At 67.8% G+C, this 22,529-nt stretch carries 19 protein-coding genes; 12 read left to right on the top strand and 7 right to left on the bottom strand.

From position 1 onward, the window contains the following. Nucleotides 1-133: 133 nt before the first annotated feature. The 3 genes from ABLE94_RS24215 (at nt 134) to ABLE94_RS24225 (ending at nt 4,975) form a co-directional block, all read left to right on the top strand. A complete protein-coding gene (locus tag ABLE94_RS24215; protein ID WP_348810122.1) occupies nt 134-937 on the top strand; it encodes a tyrosine-protein phosphatase in 804 nt (267 codons plus the stop codon). A gap of 163 nt (nt 938-1,100) precedes the next feature. Next, a complete protein-coding gene (locus tag ABLE94_RS24220; protein ID WP_348805172.1) occupies nt 1,101-3,227 on the top strand; it encodes a DUF222 domain-containing protein in 2,127 nt (708 codons plus the stop codon). Between the two features lie 29 nt (nt 3,228-3,256). After that, entirely contained in the window at nt 3,257-4,975 is a 1,719-nt protein-coding gene (locus tag ABLE94_RS24225; protein ID WP_348810123.1) for a protein kinase domain-containing protein, read from the top strand. Nucleotides 4,976-5,011: 36 nt separating this feature from the next. Here the strand turns inward: ABLE94_RS24225 and ABLE94_RS24230 are convergent, their stop codons facing one another. After that, nucleotides 5,012-5,488 (bottom strand): PaaI family thioesterase, encoded by a 477-nt coding sequence (locus tag ABLE94_RS24230; RefSeq protein WP_348805170.1) that lies wholly within the window; start codon nt 5,486-5,488, stop codon nt 5,012-5,014. 43 nt (nt 5,489-5,531) lie between these two features. Between ABLE94_RS24230 and ABLE94_RS24235 the strand changes: the two genes are divergently transcribed. The 7 genes from ABLE94_RS24235 to ABLE94_RS24265 all read left to right on the top strand — a co-directional run bounded on the left by ABLE94_RS24235 (nt 5,532) and on the right by ABLE94_RS24265 (nt 10,828). After that, nucleotides 5,532-6,137 (top strand): TetR/AcrR family transcriptional regulator, encoded by a 606-nt coding sequence (locus ABLE94_RS24235; protein WP_348805169.1) that lies wholly within the window; start codon nt 5,532-5,534, stop codon nt 6,135-6,137. 118 nt (nt 6,138-6,255) lie between these two features. After that, nucleotides 6,256-6,933 (top strand): DUF4166 domain-containing protein, encoded by a 678-nt coding sequence (locus ABLE94_RS24240; RefSeq protein ID WP_348805168.1) that lies wholly within the window; start codon nt 6,256-6,258, stop codon nt 6,931-6,933. A gap of 17 nt (nt 6,934-6,950) precedes the next feature. After that, nucleotides 6,951-7,391: an SRPBCC family protein gene (locus tag ABLE94_RS24245; protein ID WP_348805167.1), complete on the top strand. Its 441-nt coding sequence runs from the start codon at nt 6,951-6,953 to the stop codon at nt 7,389-7,391. Nucleotides 7,392-7,598: 207 nt separating this feature from the next. Continuing rightward, a complete protein-coding gene (locus ABLE94_RS24250) occupies nt 7,599-8,111 on the top strand; it encodes a DUF6764 family protein (RefSeq protein WP_425476270.1) in 513 nt (170 codons plus the stop codon). 136 nt (nt 8,112-8,247) lie between these two features. Next, on the top strand, nt 8,248-9,195 hold the full coding sequence (ppk2, locus tag ABLE94_RS24255) for a polyphosphate kinase 2 (RefSeq protein ID WP_348805165.1): 948 nt from the start codon (nt 8,248-8,250) through the stop codon (nt 9,193-9,195). Nucleotides 9,196-9,247: 52 nt separating this feature from the next. Next, a complete protein-coding gene (locus ABLE94_RS24260) occupies nt 9,248-10,069 on the top strand; it encodes a hypothetical protein (protein ID WP_348810125.1) in 822 nt (273 codons plus the stop codon). Between the two features lie 15 nt (nt 10,070-10,084). Further along, nucleotides 10,085-10,828, top strand: a complete 744-nt coding sequence (locus ABLE94_RS24265) for a rhomboid-like protein (RefSeq protein WP_348810126.1) — start codon at nt 10,085-10,087, stop codon at nt 10,826-10,828. On the opposite strand, the gene ABLE94_RS24270 is transcribed toward ABLE94_RS24265, so the two are convergent. From ABLE94_RS24270 to ABLE94_RS24285, 4 genes are all read right to left on the bottom strand, one after another. Continuing rightward, nucleotides 10,746-11,915, bottom strand: coding sequence for a lipase family protein (locus tag ABLE94_RS24270; RefSeq protein WP_348810127.1), 1,170 nt, complete (start codon nt 11,913-11,915; stop codon nt 10,746-10,748). The two genes, ABLE94_RS24265 and ABLE94_RS24270, sit on opposite strands and share 83 nt — an antisense overlap. 187 nt (nt 11,916-12,102) lie before the next feature. Then, nucleotides 12,103-12,876 (bottom strand): TerD family protein, encoded by a 774-nt coding sequence (locus ABLE94_RS24275; RefSeq protein WP_348805161.1) that lies wholly within the window; start codon nt 12,874-12,876, stop codon nt 12,103-12,105. 107 nt (nt 12,877-12,983) lie between these two features. Continuing rightward, complete coding sequence (locus ABLE94_RS24280) at nt 12,984-15,041, bottom strand: SaeA-related protein (RefSeq protein WP_348810128.1); 2,058 nt, start codon at nt 15,039-15,041, stop codon at nt 12,984-12,986. Between the two features lie 5 nt (nt 15,042-15,046). Further along, nucleotides 15,047-16,723: an Hsp70 family protein gene (locus ABLE94_RS24285; protein ID WP_348805159.1), complete on the bottom strand. Its 1,677-nt coding sequence runs from the start codon at nt 16,721-16,723 to the stop codon at nt 15,047-15,049. A 77-nt stretch (nt 16,724-16,800) separates the two neighbouring features. Between ABLE94_RS24285 and ABLE94_RS24290 the strand changes: the two genes are divergently transcribed. Then, nucleotides 16,801-17,268: a nucleotide exchange factor GrpE gene (locus ABLE94_RS24290; RefSeq protein ID WP_348805158.1), complete on the top strand. Its 468-nt coding sequence runs from the start codon at nt 16,801-16,803 to the stop codon at nt 17,266-17,268. Nucleotides 17,269-17,294: 26 nt separating this feature from the next. On the opposite strand, the gene ABLE94_RS24295 is transcribed toward ABLE94_RS24290, so the two are convergent. Beyond that, nucleotides 17,295-19,349, bottom strand: a complete 2,055-nt coding sequence (locus ABLE94_RS24295; RefSeq protein ID WP_348810129.1) for a prolyl oligopeptidase family serine peptidase — start codon at nt 19,347-19,349, stop codon at nt 17,295-17,297. Nucleotides 19,350-19,374: 25 nt separating this feature from the next. Between ABLE94_RS24295 and ABLE94_RS24300 the strand changes: the two genes are divergently transcribed. Continuing rightward, complete coding sequence (locus tag ABLE94_RS24300; RefSeq protein ID WP_348810130.1) at nt 19,375-21,897, top strand: excinuclease ABC subunit UvrA; 2,523 nt, start codon at nt 19,375-19,377, stop codon at nt 21,895-21,897. Between the two features lie 386 nt (nt 21,898-22,283). Here the strand turns inward: ABLE94_RS24300 and ABLE94_RS24305 are convergent. Further along, on the bottom strand, nt 22,284-22,529 hold a 246-nt coding region (locus tag ABLE94_RS24305; RefSeq protein WP_348810131.1), incomplete at its 5' end, for an HNH endonuclease signature motif containing protein.

A 22,529-nucleotide genomic window follows, 5' to 3' on the forward strand; every position in this document is an offset into this window, starting at 1 on the left:
TCCGGCGGGTCGGCGCGGATGGGTGCCGGGCGGCGACAACTCCGTGTCAACAGCCGGAGCGGATCTGTGACATCGCGCGAGCGGATCCCACTCCAACCCACTGACCCGAACACCGCGCTGCGATGATTGGATCGTGACGACAACACCCGGTGCCCCCAGTCCGATTTCGACCCTGCCCAACCTCCGTGACCTCGGCGGCTATCCCGCCGGCGCCGGCAGCGTCCGGACCGGAATGCTGTACCGGTCGACCGATTTCTCCTCGATGGCGTCGGCCGACCTCGCCGAGTTCGAGAAGCTCGGCGTGCGCACCATCTACGATCTGCGGTCGAGCGTGGAGCGGACGGCGTTGCCGGACCCGGATCTCCCCGACGTCACCGACGTCCACCTCGACGTGCTTGCCGACGCCGGCATGGCCATCCCGGCCAACATCGGAAAGTTCCTCTCCGACCCCAAGACCGTGGCGATGGCAACCGCGGAACTCAAGGGCGGCAAGGCCCAGGAACTCATCTCCGGAACCTACTCCGAACTGGTGAATCTTCCGAGCGCACTGACCGGCTACCGGACGTTCTATCGCGGGCTGCTCGGTGAGCATCCCGAGCCGTCACTGTTCCACTGCACCACCGGCAAGGATCGCACCGGCTGGGCTGCGGCGTCGTTTCTGACCCTGATGGGTGTGTCCAAAGGGGATGTCTACCACGACTACCTGCTGACCAACGACCGCCTTGTTCCCGCCCTCAAGCCGTTGTTCGACCAATTCGCGGCCGAGGGCGGCGATCCCGACATCCTCCTGCCGATCCTGGGCGTCGACGCCGTCTATCTCGACACTGCCTTCGCGACCGTGACGAAGGAGTACGGCGACATCGAAGGCTACTTCGCGCAGGGTCTGGGTATCGACGAGTCGCAGCAGAATTCACTACGGGAGCGCTACTCGGTCTGACACCGCCCCGGGCATGTGGTGGTCAGCCTCCATCCCCACAGGTTTGTCGATCCGCAGATTCCGGGGCCGGTTCCCGGCGTGAACGGTTTTGTCGGTGCCCGTCTCTACAATGATGGTCAGATCGAAGAGAGCTTCGACGGTCATCTTGTTCGAGGGGGCGAGGGTGAGCACCATTCCATGGAGCGCGCGGATTCGTGGGGATGTGCGCGATGCGTTGCTGAAGCAGGGGCCGTCGCCGTGGCCGGGGTTGCCGCTGGAGTTTCTGTTCGGGGTGGATCCGGATCGGTTGGATCAGCATTCGATCAACGAAGTACTGGTGGCGATGACCGAGTTGGATCGGTGTCGTTCGTATATGGCGTGGCTGGATTCGTATTTCACCGCGTATGTGGTGAGGTGTCTGACCGATCGCCCGTTGGATGAGTCGGCGGAGTACGCGCAGATCGCGGCCGAACACATCTCCCGGACCCGGAATCTGGCGATGGTGACGACACGGCGGATGCTGGATGAGGCGATCGTGATGGCCACCCGGCTGCCGAAGACCGGGCGGGCATTGCGGGAGGGGCGGATCAGTCACAGTCAGTTCCGGACGCTGATCGATCGCACCAACCTGCTCGATCCGGGACCGGAGATGCATCCGAACACCGCGCTGGTGGATGCGGCGATCGCGGAGCGGTTGTTCGAGCGGACTGGGCAGTGGCCGGCGACGAGTTTGCGGGACATGGTCGACAAGATTGTCTTCCAGCATGCTCCGGATGCGGTGCGGGAACCGCGGAAGCGGAACCTGGACAAGCGGGCTGTGTTCGTCCACTTTGAGGGCGATGGGACCGGGGAGATCACCGGCACCATGTCCGCCGAACACATCACGATCGCGGAGAAGACGATCGCGGCCCTGGCCGACTGCGCCTGCCGGAAGGATCCGCGGACGCGGCGGCAACGTCAGGCCGATGCCATGTACTCGTTGTTGTCGGGGACGCAGTTCACCTGTGACTGCGGCAACGAGGACTGCCCGGCCGACATTCCGGAACCCGGCTGTATTCCGGATGTGCAGATCGTGTTGCACGTCATCGCCGATGAGACCACCGCCGCGGCAATCGAGGAACGCCAACGACAACAAGAACAGCAGGAACAAGATCAGCAGGAACAGCGGAGTTCTGCCGCCGACCGCGAATCCGGGGGTGGTGCAACCGAATCGGTGGTGCAGTCCCGGCGTTCGGAACCGAAGGCCGAACCGGCTCTCGAGCCCAAGTCGACTGCGGATGCCGACACCGATGCGGATGCCGACACCGATGCGGGTGTGGCGCAGATGTCCTTGCTCGAGGAGGGCAGCTCTGACGAGGAGAGTGGAACTGCCGAAACGGAACTCGCCGCGGAACCCGCACGCGGACCCGACACTGAGCGGGAGCCGACCGCGGATACCCGCGCGGGTATGGCGCGGATGTCGATGCCCAAGGAGAGCGCTGCTGCCGATGACCCGCGTCCTGATGCGGCGACCGACACCGACCAATCCGACACCGCGTCAACCGGCAGCGAATCATCCTCTGCCGACACCGAATCGGCCGCCGAGACGCCGATCGACGGCAACCTCGGCTACCTCGTCGGGCAGGGTGCGGTCATCCCCGAGCAGGTCCTCGATCTGATCAGCCGTTTCCCGACCACGATCCGACGGCTGGTGCCCAAGGGCGTCAATCCCGAGGACGTCGAACTCCCGTCGGCGTTGCCGTCGGATCCGTACCGGCTGTCAACGGCATTGGACACATTCATCCGGATTCGCCACGGCGAGTGCGTGATCCCCGCCTGCCGGGGAAACGCGTTCGACGGGGATTGTGATCACGTGCACGAATACGACCACGAGCATCCCGAACTCGGTGGGCTGACCACCCCCGACGGACTCAACGCGAAGTGCCGGGGACATCACCTGCAGAAGACGCACTCCCGCTGGCTCGATGACCAGTACCGGGATGAGAACGGTCGGCTGGTCACGATTTTCACCACCCCGGAAGGCTTGAACATTCCGGGGCCGGCGGAAACCCTCGAAGACTTCTTCGGCGGGTTACGTCGTTACCGGTTCGCCGACCCACCGGCCGCACCACCGACATCACGGGAACCGGGAGTGATTCCCACCAGTACCCGGGATCGGCTCGCCGCCAAGTACGAACGGCGTCGCCGCGAACGCGAACGCAACCGCGCCCGCATCACCGACGGCGTGGACCCGCTGAACCCGCCACGCCCACGACGACGCAAGAAGCGATACCCCGTCGTTCCCGATGACGGCGCACCACCACCCTTCTGAGTGGACGCGAGTGGGTACTCTCTACCGTCATGGCGACGTTGGCGGTGGGTGACGAATGCGCGGGCTATCGCATCCTCCGCCAGATCGGCGTCGGCGGTATGGGGGAGGTCTACCTCGCCCAGCATCCCCGTCTGCCGCGGCAGGATGCGGTGAAAGTCCTCGCGCAGGCGCTGCAGCACGACGTCACCTTCCGCGAACGGTTCAACCGCGAGGCCGACATCGCCGCCGGCCTGTTGCACCCGAGCATCGTTCCCTTGTATGACCGAGGCGAATCCGAGGGGCGGCTCTGGATCTCGATGGCCTACATCGACGGCTCCGACGTCGCATCGATGCTCCGCGAGAACCCGGCGCACCGGCTGCCGCCGACCCTGGTCGGTGAGATCGTGACCGCGATCGCCGATGCACTCGATCACGCGCACGAAACGGGTTTGCTCCACCGCGACGTGAAACCGGCCAACATCCTGGTGACGCGTGACCGCCGACGACGAATCTATCTGGCGGACTTCGGGATCGCCAAGCCACAGGACTCGCAGATGTCGCTCACCGCAACGGGTCTGCTGGTCGGCAGTCTGGCGTACTGTGCGCCGGAACAGGTGCTGGCCACCGAGGAGATCACCGCGGCCGCCGATCAGTACCAGCTGGCCTGTGCAGCATTCGAAATGCTCACCGGCACAACACCTTTTCCCGCTTCGAATCTCGCATCCGCGGTCCATCACCACGTGAGCACGCCACAGCCGCTCGCGTCGCAGCGGTGCCCGGAGGTCCCGCGAGCGGTGGACGGCACCTTCGCGCGGCCCATGGCCAAGCGGCCGGAACAACGGTTCGCCTGCTGTGCCGATTTCGCCGACGCGCTCACCGCCGCATTGAGTGATGCCGATGCCTTTGTGCCCCTGAAGAATTCATACAATGCTCCGACTCAGGTGGCGACACCACTCCCGCTCCCGATCTCGACCGCACCCACCCCGCACAACCCCACCCCACAGAACGCCCTCCCGCACAACCTCTTCCAGCAGCACGCCACCCCGGGTGAGCCCGGGTCGCCGATCCGCTGGGCGGGCCGACCACTGACCCCCGAGCAACGCCGTGGCCTGGCCTGCGGTGCCTACTTCGCACTGACCTCGGGCGCCGACGCCGTCGACGCCCTGGAGATCCACGAGACGCCGCGCGCGATCCGCCGCGCGCTGCGAAAGTCCTGGGCGGTCACCGATTCGCAGACCGCCTTCGACATGGTCGAGTCGATCGCCGAGGGCCTCATCACTCCCGACTACGATTCCGTCCTCGGTTTCATCGCGCCGAACGGACTGCCACGCAACCATATTCGCGTCGATCCGGCGCAGCTGTCGGCGTTCGCCGCCCATCACCCCCACATCCCGGCCCACCGCATCACCACCTGTGTGCAGGTGGCCACCGGTTCCCGTGCGCTACCGCTCGCCGTGCCGATCACCACGGCAGCATGGGAGATCGGTCAGTGCGTCGAACTCGCGCGCATGTGTCTGCACGTCGGCTTCGGCGACGAGGACTGGGTTCACCAGTTGGTCCTGTCGCTGGGGGAGCGCGCCGCCGCGGCCTACCCGGACTGGAACGACTTCGCGGTCGCCTTCGAGTGGGGTCGGGCGCTGGCGTCCGCCGAGAGTGGAACCCGCCCAATCGAACTCGCCGACGAATCGTGCGCTCGCACCCGCCCGGTGCTCGGTCGGTTGCTCACCGATCCGGGGAGTCCGTGGCTGCGGACCCCGCTGCGCGGCTGATACCGCGACAGCAGCCCGGATCAGCGGAACACCGGATCAGCGGAACACCATGCACGTCGTCGAACCGTGTGCGACGAGCTTGCCGTCGGCGGTGAACACCTTGCCCTCGGCGGTGGCGGTCCGCCCGCCGACGTGGATGACGGTGCCGATTCCGGTGAGGTCGTCGGCGTCGAGGGGGACCGATCGGATGTAGTTCACCTTCAGTTCGAGGGTGGTGTAGCCGACGCCGGCGGGCAGGGTGGTGTGGATGGCGCAGCCCATGACGGAGTCGAGGAGGGTGGCGCAGATGCCGCCGTGGACGGTGCCGAGCGGATTGGAGAAGTCGGGCTTGGGGGTCACCACGAACTCGACGTCGCCTTCGTCGATGCGGACCGGTCGCATGCCGAGCAGCCGGCCGATGCTCGGTCGTTCGTCGGAGCCGAACTGCCAGGCGCGCAGCAACTCCAGTCCGGACAGTTGCGCGGGATCGCTGTCGGGAGTGTTCGTCGTCGTCATGATTATGTATGGTTGCATAAAGCAGCGTGATTATGAAGGTGTGCATAGGAGCTGATGCTCGATGGACGACCAGTCCACCGAAATCCTCACGACCGCGACCCGGGAGCGTGGACCGCGGGAGCGGATGGTGGTGCACGCCGCCGACCTGATCGGTCGCGACGGTGTGGCGGCCACCTCGATCGGCGACGTCATCACGGCGAGTTCGGCTCCGCGTGGTTCCATCTATCACCACTTTCCCGGCGGAAAGACGCAGCTGATGACCGAGGCCGTCCGCTACGCGGGCGAGTTCGTGGCCACCCGCATCGGATCGCAGCATCCGGGTTCCCCGGCCGAGGCCGTCATCGGGGTCGGCGACGTGTGGCGTCGGATGCTGGTCAACACCGACTACCAATTCGGATGTCCGGTGCTCGCCGGCGGCCTCGCCCGCCGCTCCGAGCCGGCCGTCGCCGACGAGGCCGAGGAGATCTTCGGCAACTGGATCCGGCTCATCGCCACCCGGCTGGTCGCCGAGGGCGTCGATCCCGACCGCGCCGACTCGCTGGCGATTCTCGTCGTCTCCGCGATCGAAGGGGCCGTCGGACTGTGTCAGACCCAGCGCAGCGTCGAACCGCTCGACCGGGTGATCGGGGAGCTGGCCCGACTGTGTGACGGAGCCGCCCGGCCGTAGCGGGCCCGCCCCCGGATACACCCGGACAAACCCCTCGAACTCCGGTGTTCGGATGCGGCGTAGTAGGTTCTTCGCCAACGACTGTCGCGCCGATCACATCGGAGGAGGTGGTGTCCTCGTGACGCCCGTCTATCAGGACGCCCTCGGTTCCGACTTCGACCGACTGCACCCCAACGTGGCGTGGCGCTACAGCATCGACTCGACCTCGAATGTCGCCCAGATGGGCACCGGCATCCTCGAGTCGGTGTACATCACCTCCGCGCTGCCGCCGCCGTTCTTCTGGTACTACGGCAAACGCAACGCACTGCCGTCCAAGTCGAGCCGGATGGTCCCCTTCACCCAGGGCCACTACTGCTACCGCGACGAACTCGGCCGCGAATGTCTGGCGGTCCTGCGCTCCTTCGACTACACGTCGGGATCACGCAAACTCAACTCCCTGCTCGTGTCGGGGGCATCGGGCCTCGTCGACTACTTCGGCGACGGTCCCGAACTGCTCTATCCGATCGAACCGTCGGTGACCGCCGCGGGTGAACTGCTGCTGGAGAGCGGCCCCCTGCGGTGGCTGGGTCGCGGGCCCAAGGTCGGCATGCGGGGTCTGTTCCGTTCCCAGATGAAGTACATCGAGGGGTGGGACGAGCAACACCAACGGTTCCGGTGCGACGCGACCGTCCGCAACCCGGTCATCGGCGAGATCCTGCATTTCCGTGGGTGGTTCACCGTCACCGACGTCGCCTGCGGATTGCGCGACATCCCCGACGAGGCGTGGCCGCTGAAACTCGTCGATCGCGAGGCCTGAAGGGTAGGTTCTGTCACATGGCTGTCACTGCGAAAACCGAGTTCGATGTTGCTGCGCCCCCGTCGGTCGTGATGGAGGTGCTGCTGGACGTGGAATCCCTGCCCGACTGGTCCGCACCGCACAAGGCGGCCTCGATCGTCACCTCCCACGACGACGGCGCACCCGAGCAGGTCACGATGACGGTGTCGGCGGCGGGCATCAACGACGATCAGACCGTCACCTACACCTGGACCGACAACACCTGCGCGTGGACTCTGGTCGAATCGAAGATGCTCGCCGAGCAGCAGGGCATCTACACCGTGACGGCCAAGGGCGACGGTGCCCACGTCGAGTTCGAGTTGGAGATCGACCTCAAGGTCAAACTTCCCGGGCTGATCGTCAAGCGCGGGCAGAAGACCGCGGTCGAGACGGCGAAGAAGGGTCTGACCGCCGAGTCGGAGCGCCGCGCGAAGGCCTGAGTTTCCTCCATTTGCCAACGGGGCCAGTCGATTTCGTATCGACTGGCCCCGTTGGCGTATCGGCCGGGACGCGCGTGCCCGGATGTGGCCAAACGTTGTCGTTCCGTGACCACGGCACCGATCGGCGGGCGGTACAGCGGGAGTAGGCTGAGCGAAGTCTGGCCATCTGGTCCAACACATCCGATACGGCGAGGAGGCCGATTCACTGTGCGATTCCACGGATTGACAGCGCGTGCACTGGTGGTGGCTGCGGGGAGTGCAGGCGTGATCTGGGGAATGCATCTCGGTGGCGGTGACGCCTCCGCAGTGACCTGCCAGGCCTCGAATGGCCATGAGGTGCAACGCATTCAGGGAACCAGCGGATGTGGCGCGCGGGCCGCTGCGGGCAGCACCGCGAGCGCACAGGAGACCGGCGGGGGCACCGCGGTGGCGGTCGCCGACCGCGGCGGACGCGCCACCGCGATCAACCAGCAGCCCGGATCGTCGGCGCTGGCCGGCGCCACCACCGGCGGGACGTCGTACTCCATCACCACCGGCCCCAAGGCGCTGTCGGTCGCGCAGGCACGTGCGGGTGGGTACTCGGTGGCCGTCGGCGGTGTCGGCGGGCAGGCCTACGCCGGTGCCCCGGGCGTGCAGTGCAGCGGGGGATTCGCCGCGGCGGCCGACTCCACCACCGGCCGGGTGTGCCTCAAATACGGGTCGATCAACCTGCGCAATTGACGCGGCAGAAACCTGCTCGATTGCACGGCGGAAACCTGCCCAATCGACACGGCGGAAACCTGCCCAACTGACGCCGAAGAACTGCAGTTCACCCCTTCGATACACGGCGTTCGTGCGTGCGGCATATCGTTGAGTGGTGACCGAGTTAACCGATCTCGAAACCCTGGGACCCGACTTCAGCAAGCTGAACGGACGCGAGGCCCTTCAACAGCTCGTCGATCTGCATGACACGACCAACTTCGAGGTCAACGACGACGATGACGACGACCCGGTGCTCCTGACGCTGCCCGAACGCAACGTCGTCGACACCTGGCGTGAGGACTACCCGTACGAGGAGCGGATGAGCCGCCGCGAGTACGAGGTGACCAAGCGGCGTCTGCAGATCGAACTGCTGAAGCTGCAGAAGTGGTCCAAGCAGACCGGGCAGCGCCACCTGCTGGTGTTCGAGGGACGCGACGCGGCCGGCAAGGGCGGCACCATCAAGCGGTTCAACGAACACCTCAATCCGCGTGGCGCCCGCGTCGTCGCGCTGGAGAAGCCGTCGGAGCGGGAGTCCACCGAGTGGTACTTCCAGCGGTACGTGCAGCATCTGCCGGCCGCCGGCGAGATGGTGTTCTTCGACCGGTCCTGGTACAACCGCGCCGGCGTCGAACGCGTCATGGGTTTCTGCACACCCGAGCAGTACGACCAGTTCATGGATCAGGTCCCGGCCTTCGAGAAGATGCTCGTCGACGACGGCATCAACCTGGTGAAGTTCTGGTTCTCGGTCAGCCCGCTCGAGCAGCGCACCCGGTTCGCCATCCGCCAGATCGACCCGGTCCGGCAGTGGAAACTGTCGCCGATGGATCTCGCGTCGCTGGACAAGTGGGACTCCTACGGCGCGGCCAAGGAGGCGATGTTCGAGAAGACGAGCACCGACATCGCCCCGTGGACCGTGGTCAAGAGCAACGACAAGAAGCGTGCCCGCATCAACGCGATGCGCCACGTCCTGAGCCTGTTCGAGTACAAGGGCAAGAACCACGAACTCGTCGGCACCCCGGACCCGCGGATCGTCGGGCGGGCACGTGACCTCGTCGATGAGTGACGCGGCGTGCGCCCGTCGGTGACGGTCCGCGCCGACCGGTAGCCTCGTCCCGGTGCGAACGTTTCTCAGTGCCCTGCTGACGTTGATCGCGATGGCCGCGATCGTCGTCGCGTTGCCCTCGATGTGGGTGTCGCAGCGGATCGTCGATGACGACGGCTTCGTCTCCGTCGTGGCGCCGCTGGCCCACGACGCCGAGGTCCAGGACTACATCGCCGACGAGATCACCGCGCAGGTGTCCTCGCGGGTGAGCTTCCCCGGGGCGTCGGCGGTGATCGCGCCGGTCGCGGAGAACTACACCAAGAGCCCGCAGTTCCCGGCGGACTTCACCGACCTGGTCCGCCAGGAACATGCCTGGCTCTTCGACCCGGCGCCGAGCGGCTCGGCCGACCAGACGATGCAACTGGACATCACCGCGATGGTCAACCGGGCACTCGAGGGCGCCAACCTGCCGTTCACGGTGAGTGTCGACGGTCCGATCCAGGTGGAGATGACCGAGCGCGGCCTCGAGGCCGGGCGTTATCACCTCATCGGCACCCAGATCACCACCATCGGATACGTCTCCGTGGCGGTCGCGGTGGTCGCCGGACTGCTCGCGCTGATCATCGCGCGACGTCGGGGTACCGTGCTGATCTGGCTGGGCATCGGTGCGTTGCCGGCCGCGCTGGCGTGTTGGCTGGTGGCGCTCAACGCCACCACCATCGTCGACCGGCAGGTCTCCTCGTCCGGGTCGGACAACACCGTCGTACGCCTGACCACCGACGCCCTCGCCGACGACCTCACCCAGTGGTCGGTGATCGCGGCGATCGCCGGGGCGGTGGTGATGGTCGTCGGTCTCATCGCCCGTGTCGCGTTCCGGGGACCTGCCCGCATGTGATCTGCGGGGTGAGACGTGAGCGCATGGCCGAGGCGAGTCGCGGGCGCGGCGTGGCGGCAGGTCCGCGGCGCCCCGCTGACGTTCGGCTGGCTGATCATCCTGTTCGTCACCACGTCCATCCAGCATTCGCTGACCCCCAGAGAACTCGACGACGTCCTCGGTGACCGTTCGACCAACATCGCGAACCTCACGAGCGATCCGCTGGAGGCCTTCCACGTCCTCGTCGCGAGCCTGTTCTGGATCGATGGACAGTGGTGGTTCCCGTACCTGATCCTGTTCCTCGTGTTTCACCGGCCCGCCGAGCAATGGCTGGGGTCGGTGCGGTGGTTCGTCGTCGGTTTCAGCGCCCACGTCATCGCGACCTTCCTCAGCGAAGGCGCACTGGACCGGGCGATCGACGACGGACTGCGTAGCCCGTCGATGGTCAATGTGCTCGACGTCGGGGTCAGCTACTTCCTGGCCGCGATCGTGGGTGTGCTGGCCTACCGGATCGTGCGGCCCTGGCGGTGGGTGTACCTCGCCGGCGTCGCGCTCGTCTACGGGCTGCCGCTGGCCGAGCAGATCACCTTCACCGGGATCGGGCACGCCTCGTCGGTCCTCATCGGTCTCGCCTGGTACCCGATCACCCGGGGACGCCCTGGCGCGCAATGGGATCCGGTGGCGAGCCTGCGGCGGCTCAGACGCGGGCCAACAGCCACGGCAGGTCCGCTGCGTAGATATCGCGCGGACCGCCCAGGCACGCGGCGACTCGATCACTGACCTCGACGCCCGCGGCCCGATAGGTGTCCACGGCACGCCGCAGATCGTCCACCGGGGTGACCGCGATCGGTGACACGTTGGAGTCGCAGCGCGTCATCCGCAGTGCCGCCGTCGGTGTCGGTGAGGTCGGCGTCGCCAGCGCCGCGGCGGCGAAGGCGGGCTGGAAGTCCGGGTCGTCGTACGGTGAATGGCCCGGCAGGAACAGCGCACTCAGCGGCACCCCGCCGAGGGTCATGTAGGTCGGTGTCGCACACCCGGAGCGGAAGACCTCGGCGATGCCGCGACCCACCGGGGTGAGCTTCTCGTCGATGCGCATCTCGGGATGCCCGACCTCGAGGCCCAGCAGGTCGGCGAGGGCGAAACCGGATCCGACCCCACCGTCGTTGGCGCGGATGAAGTTTCGATGATCGGGCACCATCTGCCCGATGACGATCGCCGGGATGTGCAGTTCCGGCGCGTAGGTCGCGGCCTGTTCGGCGGACACCGCGGCGGCCTGGCTGCCACCGCCCGACGGCCCGAAGATGCCGATGGTGCTCGACGCGGTCAGTCCCGACCCGGGGATCTGCAGGGCGGCCCGCAGGCCGTCGAGCATCGAGTGCCCGTCGAACCGGGGCAGCAACGTCGGGGCCGGTGCGACGCCGTCGCTGGCGAGGTCGGCGACGAACACCGCGTGCCCGGCGCGCAGCGAGGCGACCGTCGAGTTGACCGGTGCGATGCCGACGGCACGGTCGAGGACGGAATCACGGGTGAGTGTGGTGGTCGGCCGGCAGTAGGCGCCCATGCTCTCGTCGGAGATCCCGATGCCGATCAGGGAGCGGTGCCCGTCGGGTGTGCTCGCGGTCATGGTGTCCGGCGGGATGAAGAACGAGCCACTCGCGGTGGTGCGGCCCCCGCGCGGGCCGGTGGTGACATACAGCAGCCGATAACTGCGGGTACCCGGAACCTTCTCGGCGATGCCGGCCCCGGACGTCGGTTCGATCCGCACGATCGAGCCGAGGCGGGCGTCGGGTGCCGGTGGCGACGTGGCGTAGAACGGATCGGGCGCCGCATGCGCCGGACCCGGGATCAGCGCTGCCCCGACGGCCACCGTGATGAGCGCGAAAGCGCAAGCGAGACAACGACGAACAGAGAAACGAACAGACGAACCAACAGCAGACACAGTGCACAATCCCCCGATTGAGTGCGATGACAACCGCTCACGCTACGTGATCGGTGGTCATCGACGCACCCCGGTGTGAGCGGTGGCACAACTGCCGGGGTGCGTCGGGGGAGGGCTACTTGCGGCCGGCCTTCCAGTTCAGGCCCCATCCGTAGGCCTGATCGACCTTGGACTGCGACCCGCGGATGTAGCGGACCTCACGGTTGATGACGAGCTCGCCGCCGCGGTTCTCCAGCATCGCGATGGCGCACGAGATCGCGCTCTGATCGGCCTCGTCGAGATGCACCTCGATCTGCGGGCCGTTGGCCGGGAACAGGGTGACCACGCCGTTGGCGGCGGCCCAGTTGGGTGCGCCCTCGTAGATGTAGGCGAAGATCAGGATGCGGCGGATCTGATTCGACGCCGACAGGTCGATGTACATGTTCTCGCCGCCGGTGTTCGCCCCGGAGCGGTCGTCGCCGTCGAGCCAGATGATCGGGCGGCCCTCGTACGGCGCCTGGAAGGCGTTGCCGAGCGCCTGCACGATGCCCTTGCTGCCGTCGGTGAACTCCCACATGCAGGCCAGGTCGAGGTCGACGCCGGCCGCGCGACGGAAGAGTCCGCCCTTGCTGGAGGTCCAGTTGAGGTTGATCCGCACCTGCCCGGTCGCCGATCCCTGCTTGGTCAGCGAGACGCTGGGCGCCGACTTGGTCAGCGTCACCTTGGACAGGGAGACCGGCGGTGCGGCCGGTGGCTGCTGCTGATACGGCTGTGCCTGCGGCGGTTGCTGATACGGCTGCTGGCCCGGCTGTGCCGGATACGGCTGTGCGGCAGGTTGTGCCGGATACGGTTGTGCGGCAGGTTGCGGCGCAGGCTGCGCCTTCGGTCGCTTGGTGTAGTCGATACCCATGGAAGTCCCTCGACCCCTATCTTCGTCGAATCCTCGATGATCACTGATGTCCGATTTGAGTGTGGCCCAGCCTAGCGAAACGCGGTGAACGCGGGGCGGCGGTCAACTCAGAGCCGTGCGCGTGCCGCCGGGCCGAAGTGCGCGGCCACGGCCAGCGTGTCCGGCGAGACACGCTGGCAGGCCGCGACGGCGATATGCGCGGGACGTGCGGCGGAGCCCGGAATCCGGTAGCCGCCGTCGATCTCGTATCGCGTGTTGGTGACCTTCTTGCTCACCGCGGCCGGGTCCTGCGGATTCTCCGGAGGTGCATCCGACCGAATGACGACCATCACCTCGGTGACACCCGGCGGCCACGTGAACGTCAGCAGGTCACCGGTCACCACCACGTCGGTGATGTCGGGGAGATCGGCGGCGGTGGCGGCCGGCGACAGGGTCGGCGGTGGGGCCGGCGACGGTGGTGCGGGTGGTGGTGGGATGCGGGACGGGGGTGTGCGGGTGGTCGGTGTGGTGTGGGTGGGGGCGGGCGGGTTCGCCGCGGCCGACGACACCGCCGGTGCCGAGTGCATCCCGTCGACGGAGGCGGTGACCTCGTAGCTCGGCAGCCCCTCCGACGGGCGGGTGCCGCCGTCCTCGAGTTCGGTGGTCGCGGTGCGGCCCACCACCTGTCGGCGGCCGGTGCGATCGACACGGGTGACGCGGTAGGTCGCACCGGGCGTCGGCGACGGTTCCCACGCGACGACGACCGCCCCGTTGGCGAAGGCCGCGTGCACATTCGACGGTGGTGCGGGGGTGGTGTCGGGCGCGGCCGTCGGTGGTGTGGCGGACGTGTGGGCGGGATTAGGTTGTGGGGCAGGGGGAGTCGGGGCAGGGGGATTCGGGGCAGGGGGAGTCGCGGGAGCTGGTGCTGCGGGCGTACGTGACGCGCGGGCGATCTCGTCGGCCACGGCGTCGATCTGGCGTCGCGCGGCGTCGTCGTCGCCGGCGAAGGAGCGGGCCTGATCGCATCGTGTGCGGGCATCGTCGAGGTTGCCCTTGCGCAGTGCCTGACGCGCGGATCGGAGGGACCGTTGCCAATCACCTTGGGGCGGTGTCGGTGTGGGTGTGGGTGTGGGTGTGGGTGTTGGTGCCGGTGCCGGTGCCGGTCGTGTCGGTGTCGGGGGTGGTGGCGGCGCTTCGGTGTCCACCTCGCCGCCGAACTCCCGGGTGATCTCGTCGATGAGGCGCCGCGCATCCCGGGTGCCGAGGCCGAGGTCGCGGGCCTCTTCGAGCATGTACTGCCGGTCGTCGGGGTGCAGACGATCCTCGACGAGGATGGCGGCGCGAATACGGGGCCGCAGGTGTGCGCCCACCGATTCCCGCACCGAGGCCAGGTAGGCGTCGGCGAGCGCGGGGCCGCCGAGCAACACCTCGTTGATGGTGATCAGCAGCTCGTCGATCAGCGCCCGCATCCGCCCGGCCGGGAGTTCCCGTGCGCGGCTTTGCAATGCCTCGGCGCGCAGGGTGATCTCGGTGAGGTTGGCGGCGTCGTCGGTGTCGAGGCCGAGCACGGCGAGCAGAGTGTGTGAGGCGGGGCCGCTGCCGCGGCGGCTGAACTCGGCGAGCAGTTCGGTGATCTGGGCCAGCCGGTGCGCCGACAGTGCCGGGGCGGCGGGGGCGGTGGTCTCCGGCGGTGCTGCCGGGGAATCGTCGATGACCCGGTGCCGACGGACGCGGGTGGCGACCTCGTCGGCACTGAGTCCGCCCATCGCGCCGATCTCGTCGAGGCCGCCGCGTTTGCTGGTCGGGATGCCGCCGTAGCGGCCGATCAGGCGCTCGATCGCGTTGTCGAGCAACGCATATCGATCCTCGTCGCGGCGCCGACGACGGTCGGTGATCATCCGGGCCTCGGCGATCCGGGACGCGGATTCCCGCAGCGGTGCGCTGCGTTGCGGATGTTCGGCGACGAGTTGCTCGACGAGGACCCGGTATTTGGGGTGATCGCGATGCTTCTGCCAGAACGCCCACACCTCGTCGAGTCGTGTCCGGACCGCGTCGTCGGTGAGATCGGCGGCCTGCTCGAGCGGAAGGTCGTACAGCTCAAAGGAATCCGACGCGTCCACCCCGCCGCGGCGTTCGACCGCGGCCAGTACGCGTTTGCGGTAGTCGTTCCCGACGAACGGCTGCATCCCGCTCAACCGTCCCGGCGCCGGCTGCGGTGTACCTGGTCGAGCTCGCGGGCCACCTCCGACTGTGACAGCGTCGCACCGGTTTTCGCGGTCAGGCGCAGCGGGAGGTCGGCGTCGACGTGGTGGGCGGTGACGATCAGGACACCGTCGAATCCCATCTCGAAGGTCACCCGTACCTCACTGTTCTCGTCGTAGCCCGAGGGGATGTCGTCGATGGCGCCCTCGATGAGCACCTTCGCGTCCTGCGGGAGCGGGGAGGCCTGCTGCCCGAGTTGCTCCATCACGGTCAGTTCGATGCGTCGCTGATCAGCACGGACGGTGCCGAAGGAGCGGCGCACCCGGATGGGCAGCGGCTGATTGCGGTGTACCAGCCACGTCACCTCGAGGTCGCCGCTGCGGCCGCTGACGGCGAGGATGCCGAAACCCCGGGACACGACGGTGTCGACGGAGATCTCCAGCATCCGCCGGACGCCGGCCACCGGCATCGCGAAGGCCTGCGCCACCCGTGATGCGGCCGCCTCGATGTCGGCGGGGTCGGCGTCGAAGATGCCGCCGTGCGCGGGCAGCCGCCCGCGGGTCTGCAGGTCGGCGGCGACGAGACGTTCGATCTCGAGTTTCTCGCCGTAGATGGCGGCGCCCTTGGCCACCGCGAGATCCGGATCGGACAGTTCCGGGACGATGCCCAGCGCGGTGGTGAGTTCGCGTGCCACCGCGGGCATCCGGGACGAACCGCCGACCAGCAGGATGCGGTCGACGCGGGTGACACCGCGGTCGCGGGCCGCGGCCAGACACGCCTTGGTGAGGTCGATGGTGCGGGCCAGCAGCCCTGCGTTGAGATCCTCGAGTTCGGCGCGGGTGACGGTGATGACCGACCGCTGGCCGTCGTGCGAGACGATCACCGACGTCGACTCCGCCTCGGTCAGTTCGTGTTTCGCGCGTTCGGCGGCCAGGATCAGCGACTGCGAACCGGCCGAGTCGTCCAGGGGATCCTCGGCATCGGGGTGTTCGGCGCAGAAGGCCCGGGACAGGTGCAGGGCGAGACGCTCATCCCAGTCGGCGCCGCCGAGTTGGTGATCACCGTCGACGGCGAGCACCGAGATCCGGCGGTCGGCCAGTTCGATGACGGTGGCGTCGAAGGTGCCGCCGCCGAGGTCGTAGACGAGGACGGTCTCATCCGGTGTGCCCTTGGCCAGGGCGTCGGTCAAACGACTGAATCCGTACGACAGGGCCGCGGCGATCGGCTCCGACAACACGCCGGCCACCTCGATGTCGGCATAGGCACCGGCCTGGATGGTGGCGCGGCGCTCCTCGTCGCCGAAGTAGGCGGGCACGGTGATGACGGCCCGTTCCACCTTCTGGCCGGCGAACTCGGCGCTACTGGCCAGCGATTTGAGGATCAACGCCGAGATGGCGGGCGCCGACCAGCTCTGACCATGCGCGACGAACCGCCAGTCGGCGTCGCCCATCCGCCGTTTGACCAGCGTGCACACGTTGTCCGGGTCGAGTCGCGCCTGCCGGCGGGCCGCCTCGCCGACGATGTGGTCGTGCGCCGAGGGCAGCAGGACCACCGACGGCGTGGTCGGCGAACCGTTCCAATCGGCGATGACCGACGGCCTGCCGTCGGAATCCATCGCCGCGATGGCAGAGTTCGTCGTCCCCAGGTCGATCCCGTATACGCCCACGGTCGGCGATCGTAACAGCGACCGAGACGCCCCGAGGGTGGTCGAGCGAGGGCGGGCGGTGTGATTACGCTACGCGGATGACCACAGGTGCAGAAGGCGGCGGGCTCGCCGAGCAGCTCCGCAGTCTCGATGAGCAGGTGTCCGATCTGGCACGGGTGATCGCGCGTCAGGCGCAGACGATCGAGCGGCTCGTCGACGCCGACGCGAAGCGGGCGGCCGCCGCCACCGCGGACCTGCCGCTGCTCGTCGAGTTGCTGGCGTTGTACTCCGATGCCGCGGCGTGCGCCGAGGGTGCCGACGGCGAGACCGATCGGGCGGGCTTTGTGGCGTTGCGTGACGGGCTCGATCGGCTGATCGCGGGACGCGGCGGCCTCGTCGTGGTGCCGCGCGTCGGGGATGCGTTCGACGTCGCCACCATGGACGCCGTCGACACCGTCCCGACCGAGGGCGACGCGCAGTCGCGGACCGTCGCGCAACTGCTGCGTCCGGGACTGCGTGTCGGGGAGCGGTCGGTGCGGCCGGCGGCGGTCGTCGTGTACCGCTGAGTCGGGCTACTGCTGAGTTTCGGTGCCTACTCGGCGGTTCCGATGGTGCGCCACAGGAATTCGTAGGCCAGGGCGGTCTTGAAGGCGGACTGCTTGTTGTCGGCGGCACCGCCGTGGCCGCCCTCGATGTTCTCGTAGTACGACACGGTGTGGCCGTACTCCTCCAGTCGCGCAACGAGTTTGCGGGCGTGTCCGGGGTGTACCCGATCGTCGCGGGTCGACGTGGTCACCAGGATCGGTGGATAGGTGCGGTCCTTCGCGAGGTTCTGATACGGCGAGTACTCGCTGATGTAGGCCCACTCGTCCGGGTTGTCGGGGTCGCCGTACTCGGCCATCCACGAGGCCCCCGCGAGTAGCAGGTGATAGCGGCGCATGTCGACCAGCGGGACCTGACACACCAACGCGCCGAACAACTCCGGGTAGCGGGTGAGCATCACGCCCATCAGCAGGCCGCCGTTGGAGCCGCCCTGCGCGGCCAACTGCTCGTGCGTCGTCAGGCCGCGGGACACCAGATCTTTGGCGACGCCGGCGAAGTCCTCGTAGACCAGGTGGCGTCCGGCCTTGAGTGCCTGGGTGTGCCACGACGGCCCGTACTCGCCGCCGCCCCGGATGTTGGCGATGACGTAGATGCCGCCGCGGGCGATCCAGCTGCGTCCGGCCAGCGCGAGGTAGCCGGGGGTCAGTGAGTTCTCGAAGCCCCCGTAGCCGTAGAGCAGGGTCGGTCCGGCGCTGACGTCGGTGCGGCGGATGACGAAGTAGGGGATGGCGGTGCCGTCGTCGGAGGGGGCGAAGAACTGTTCGGCGACAACCACATCCGCGTCGAAGAAGGCCGGAGTGTGCTTGATGACGGTGGTCTCGCCGCCGGACTCGCCGTGCAGCAGGCTCGGTGGTTCGGTGAACGACGTCGCCGACCAGAACACCTCGTCGGTGTGGTCGGGGTCGGTGTCGAGGACCGACACGGTGGCCAGATCCGGCAGGCCGGGCTGCTCGACGGGCGTCCAGTCACCCAGGGTGAGGACGGTGACCTCGGTGTGCACGTCATGCAGGGTGAGCATGATCAGGTGCGAGCGGGTGAAGGTGAACGACTGCAGGCTGGTGTGCGCGTCCGGGGTGAACAGCACTGTGTGCGTGCGGTTTCCGGTGAGGAAGGCCGGGTAGTCGAACACCAGAAGGGTGCCCGCGGCGCGTACCACGCCGTCGACCTCCCAGTCGGTGCGGGGTCGCACGAACATCGCGTCGTGGTGCACGACGAAGTGGGCGTCGGTGGGGATGTCGATGAGAATTGTTTCGGTGCCGTGGGTTTCGGGGTTGCGCAACTCGTAGGCGAGTTCGTTGAAGAAGTCGGTGGCGCGACCCACGAAGTGACGTTCGTGACCGGGCGTGTGATCGTAGACGGCGCTGACCGCGACGTCGGTGACCTCCCCGGCGAACACCGTCGGTGCGTCGTCGAGGGCGGTGCCGCGGGTCCAGCGTTTGATGATCCGCGGATACCCGGACGTCGTCAGCGATCCCGCGCCGTCGGGTTGCGGGCCGAAATCGGTTCCGACGTAGACGGTGTCGCGGTCGATCCAGGAGATCGACGACTTGTTCTCGGGTAGCGCGAAACCGTCGTCGACCCAACTGCGGGAGGCGACGTCGAATTCGCGGATCACCGCGGCGTCGGCACCGCCCCGCGACATCGAGATGAGGGCGCGGTCGTAGTCCGGCCAGTTCATCGTCGCGGACTTCCACACCCAGTTCTCGTCGTCGGTGGCGGCGAGGGCGTCGACGTCGATGAGCACGTCCCAGTCCGGGGAGTCGGTCAGGTAGGACTCCAGGGTGGTGCGTCGCCACAGTCCCCGCGGGTGCGTGGCATCGCGCCAGAAGTTGTAGAGGAACTCACCTCGCCGCCGCACATACGGGATGCGGTCATCGGTGTCGAGCACCTCCAGTGCCTGAGACTCGAGTTCGCGGAACCGGTCGGAGTCGGTCAGATCGGCCAGCGTCGGTTCGTTGTGCGCCCGCACCCACTCCAGGGCGTCGTCGCCGGTGACGTCCTCCAGCCACAGGTAGGGGTCGGAATCGAACTCATTGCTGCTCATGACCGCCCAACCTACTCTGGGCACGGTGACCCGACGCGCCGAGCACGCCGCACCCGAGGAGATCGCCGTACGCGGTGCGCGCGTCAACAACCTGCGTGACGTGGACGTCGACATCCCGCTGCGGACGATGGTCGGGATCGCCGGGGTGTCCGGGTCGGGGAAATCCTCCCTGGCGCTGGGCGTGCTCTACTCCGAGGGCGCGCGGCGATACATCGAGGCGCTCTCGACCTATACCCGCAGGCGGATGGCGCACGCGCCGCGGGCCGCGGTGGATTCCGTCGAACACGTGCCGGCCGCCCTCGCGTTGCGGCAGCGACCCGGCGTGCCGGGCGTGCGCTCGACGTTCGGGACCTCCAGCGAGCTGCTCAACGTGGTGCGACTGATGCTCTCGCGACTGGCCTCGCACCGGTGTCCCAACGGGCACTACGTGCCGCCCACCATCGACGTCGCCGCGGAGGTCCCGTTCTTCTGTCCGGAGTGCGGTGCGCAGGTCGACGCGCCCGGCGCCGAAGCACTGGCGTTCAACTCGGGCGGGGCCTGCCCGACGTGTTCGGGCACCGGCGTGGTCCGCGCCGTCGACGACGCCGCCCTCGTCCCGGACCCGGGCAAGACCCTCGACGAGGGCGCGGTGGTCCCGTGGAACATGTTCGGCTTCAACGTCCAGCCGACCATCGCCCGGGAGTTCGGGGTGCGCACCGACGTCCCGTGGCGCGATCTCACCGACGCCGAACGCGAGATCGTGCTCGACGGCCCCGAGGAGAAGAAGCACATCACCTTCGCCTCCCGGAAGGGCATCCACGACCTGGACTTCACGTTCCGCAACGCACGGCTGACCGTCACCGAGGAACTCAGACGTGCCGACACCGAGAAGCGACTGGCGCGGGTCAGCCGCTTCCTCACCGAGGGGGTGTGCCCCGACTGTCATGGCACCCGCCTGAGTGAGGCGGCCCGTGCCCCGCGGATCGGCGAGCAGAACCTCGCCGACGTCACCGCACTGTCCCTCGATGATCTGCTCGACTGGGCGCCGACGATCCCGCCGACGCTGCCCGCCGAGATGCGCACCATGGCACAGGGATTGGTGGACACGTTGCTCGGCATGGCGCAACGACTCATCGAACTCGGACTCGGCTACCTCACCCTGGATCGTGCCGGGGCCACGCTGTCAACCGGTGAACGGCAACGCGTCCAGCTGGCCCGCGCCGTGCGCAACCGCACCACCGGGGTGCTCTACGTCCTCGACGAACCGTCGATCGGATTGCATCCGGCCAACATCGACGGCCTCCTCGGTGTGATGGATGATCTTCTCGTCGACGGCAATTCGGTGGTCTTCGTCGACCACGACGTGCAGATCCTCCGTCGTGCCGACTGGCTGATCGAGATCGGCCCGGGATCGGGTACCGAGGGTGGACGGGTCATCGCACAGGGCGGCGTGCGTGAACTCGCCGCCGAACCGGCATCGCGGCTCGCCGGGTTCCTGACCGGGGATGAACCCGTCGTGATCCGGGAGAAGTGCTCTCCGGATACGGTTTTCGACCTCGGTACGCTTCATCTGGAGACGACGGCCATCCACACCGTGCACGACCTCGCCGTCGACATCCCGGTGGGACGGTTGGTTGCGGTGACCGGGGTGTCCGGTTCCGGCAAGACGACGCTGGTCCTGGATTCGCTGGTGCCGGCGCTCACCGCACACGCCGCCGGCCAGGCCGCTCGGATGCCGGGCCACGTGCGTCGCCTCGATGTCCCGGAACCCGTATCCGGCAAGAAGATCCGGGTGCATGTCGTGGACGCCACGCCGATCGGCATCAACGTCCGCTCGACAGTCGCGACCTACTCGAAGGTGATGGACGATCTGCGTGATGCGTATGCGGCCACCGATGAGGCCCGTGCTGCGGGGCTGACCGCGTCCGACTTCTCCCACAACACCGGATCATTGGCGTGCCCGCGGTGCGACGGTACCGGTCAGGTATCGCTCGACGTGCAGTTCCTGCCGGATGTCGACATCGTCTGCCCGGACTGCGACGGAAGCCGTTACGGGCCACGGGCCAAGGACTTTCGTCGTGACGGCCTCGCGCTACCGGATCTGCTCGGCCATACCATCCGGGACGCCGTGGGAGTGGTGACGGGACTGCCGCGGGTCACCAGGAGGCTGCGCGCCTTCGACGAACTCGGCCTGGGGTATCTCACGCTCAACGAGGCGACCCCGGCGCTCTCCGGTGGGGAGGCGCAACGCCTGAAGCTGGTGAATCAGTTGCACCGCAATCAGAACGATGCCGTGTTCGTCCTCGACGAACCGAGCGTCGGGCTGCATCCGCTCGACGTCCGCACCCTGCTGGCGGTGCTGACCCGACTGACCGACCGGGGTGCCACCGTCATCGTCATCGAGCATGATCTCGACATGATCGCCAACGCCGATCACATCATCGACATGGGCCCGGGTGGTGGCACCGACGGCGGACGCATCGTCGCGGTGGGATCACCGGAACAGGTTGCACAGAACCCGGATTCGGTGACCGGACGATACCTGTACCAGCACCTGACGGGGCCGTAGGCCGAGTCCCGCCGACGTGCCGTCGGGCCGGTCGAGCCGCCACCCGCTCGCCGGTCGAGCCGCCACCCGCTCGCCGGTCGAGCGGCCCATCCCGCCGGTCGAGCCGCCACCCGCCCGCCGGTCGAGCCGCCTCGTGCGAGCTTGCGAGCCCGTGGCGTGTCCGCCGGGCCGAGCTTGTCGAGGTCGTTTCGACGGAGCTCAACGCAAGGAGACCACGCAACCCGAAGCTGGAAACCGACTGCAGCGCAACCTTACTCCCGCCGGTCGAGCGGCCCATCCCGCCGGTCGAGCCGCCTCGTGCGAGCTTGCGAGCCCGTGGCGTGTCGAGACCACGCAACATGGAGCTGGAAACCGATTGCAGCGCAACATCACCCGACGGCAGTGACCTACCGCGGATAGGTGGTGATGGTCTCCCCGGTGACCGGGTCGCGCCAGATGACAGCCCGATCCGACAGCATGGTGGGGATCAACAATCCCATGTGTTTTCTCTGATGGTCCGGGGTACACAGCGGCATCAGGTTGAATTCCACGGTCCAGCCACCGGTGATCGGATCCTGGTGCACGAATTTCACCAGGTGATCGATCTGGCATTCACTGGCCGGGCGGCCGCAATGCGGGTACCGGCAGGTGCC

It is taken from the genome of Gordonia sp. VNK1 (assembly GCF_040049135.1).
GTDB classification, from domain to species: Bacteria; Actinomycetota; Actinomycetes; order Mycobacteriales; family Mycobacteriaceae; genus Gordonia; species Gordonia oleivorans.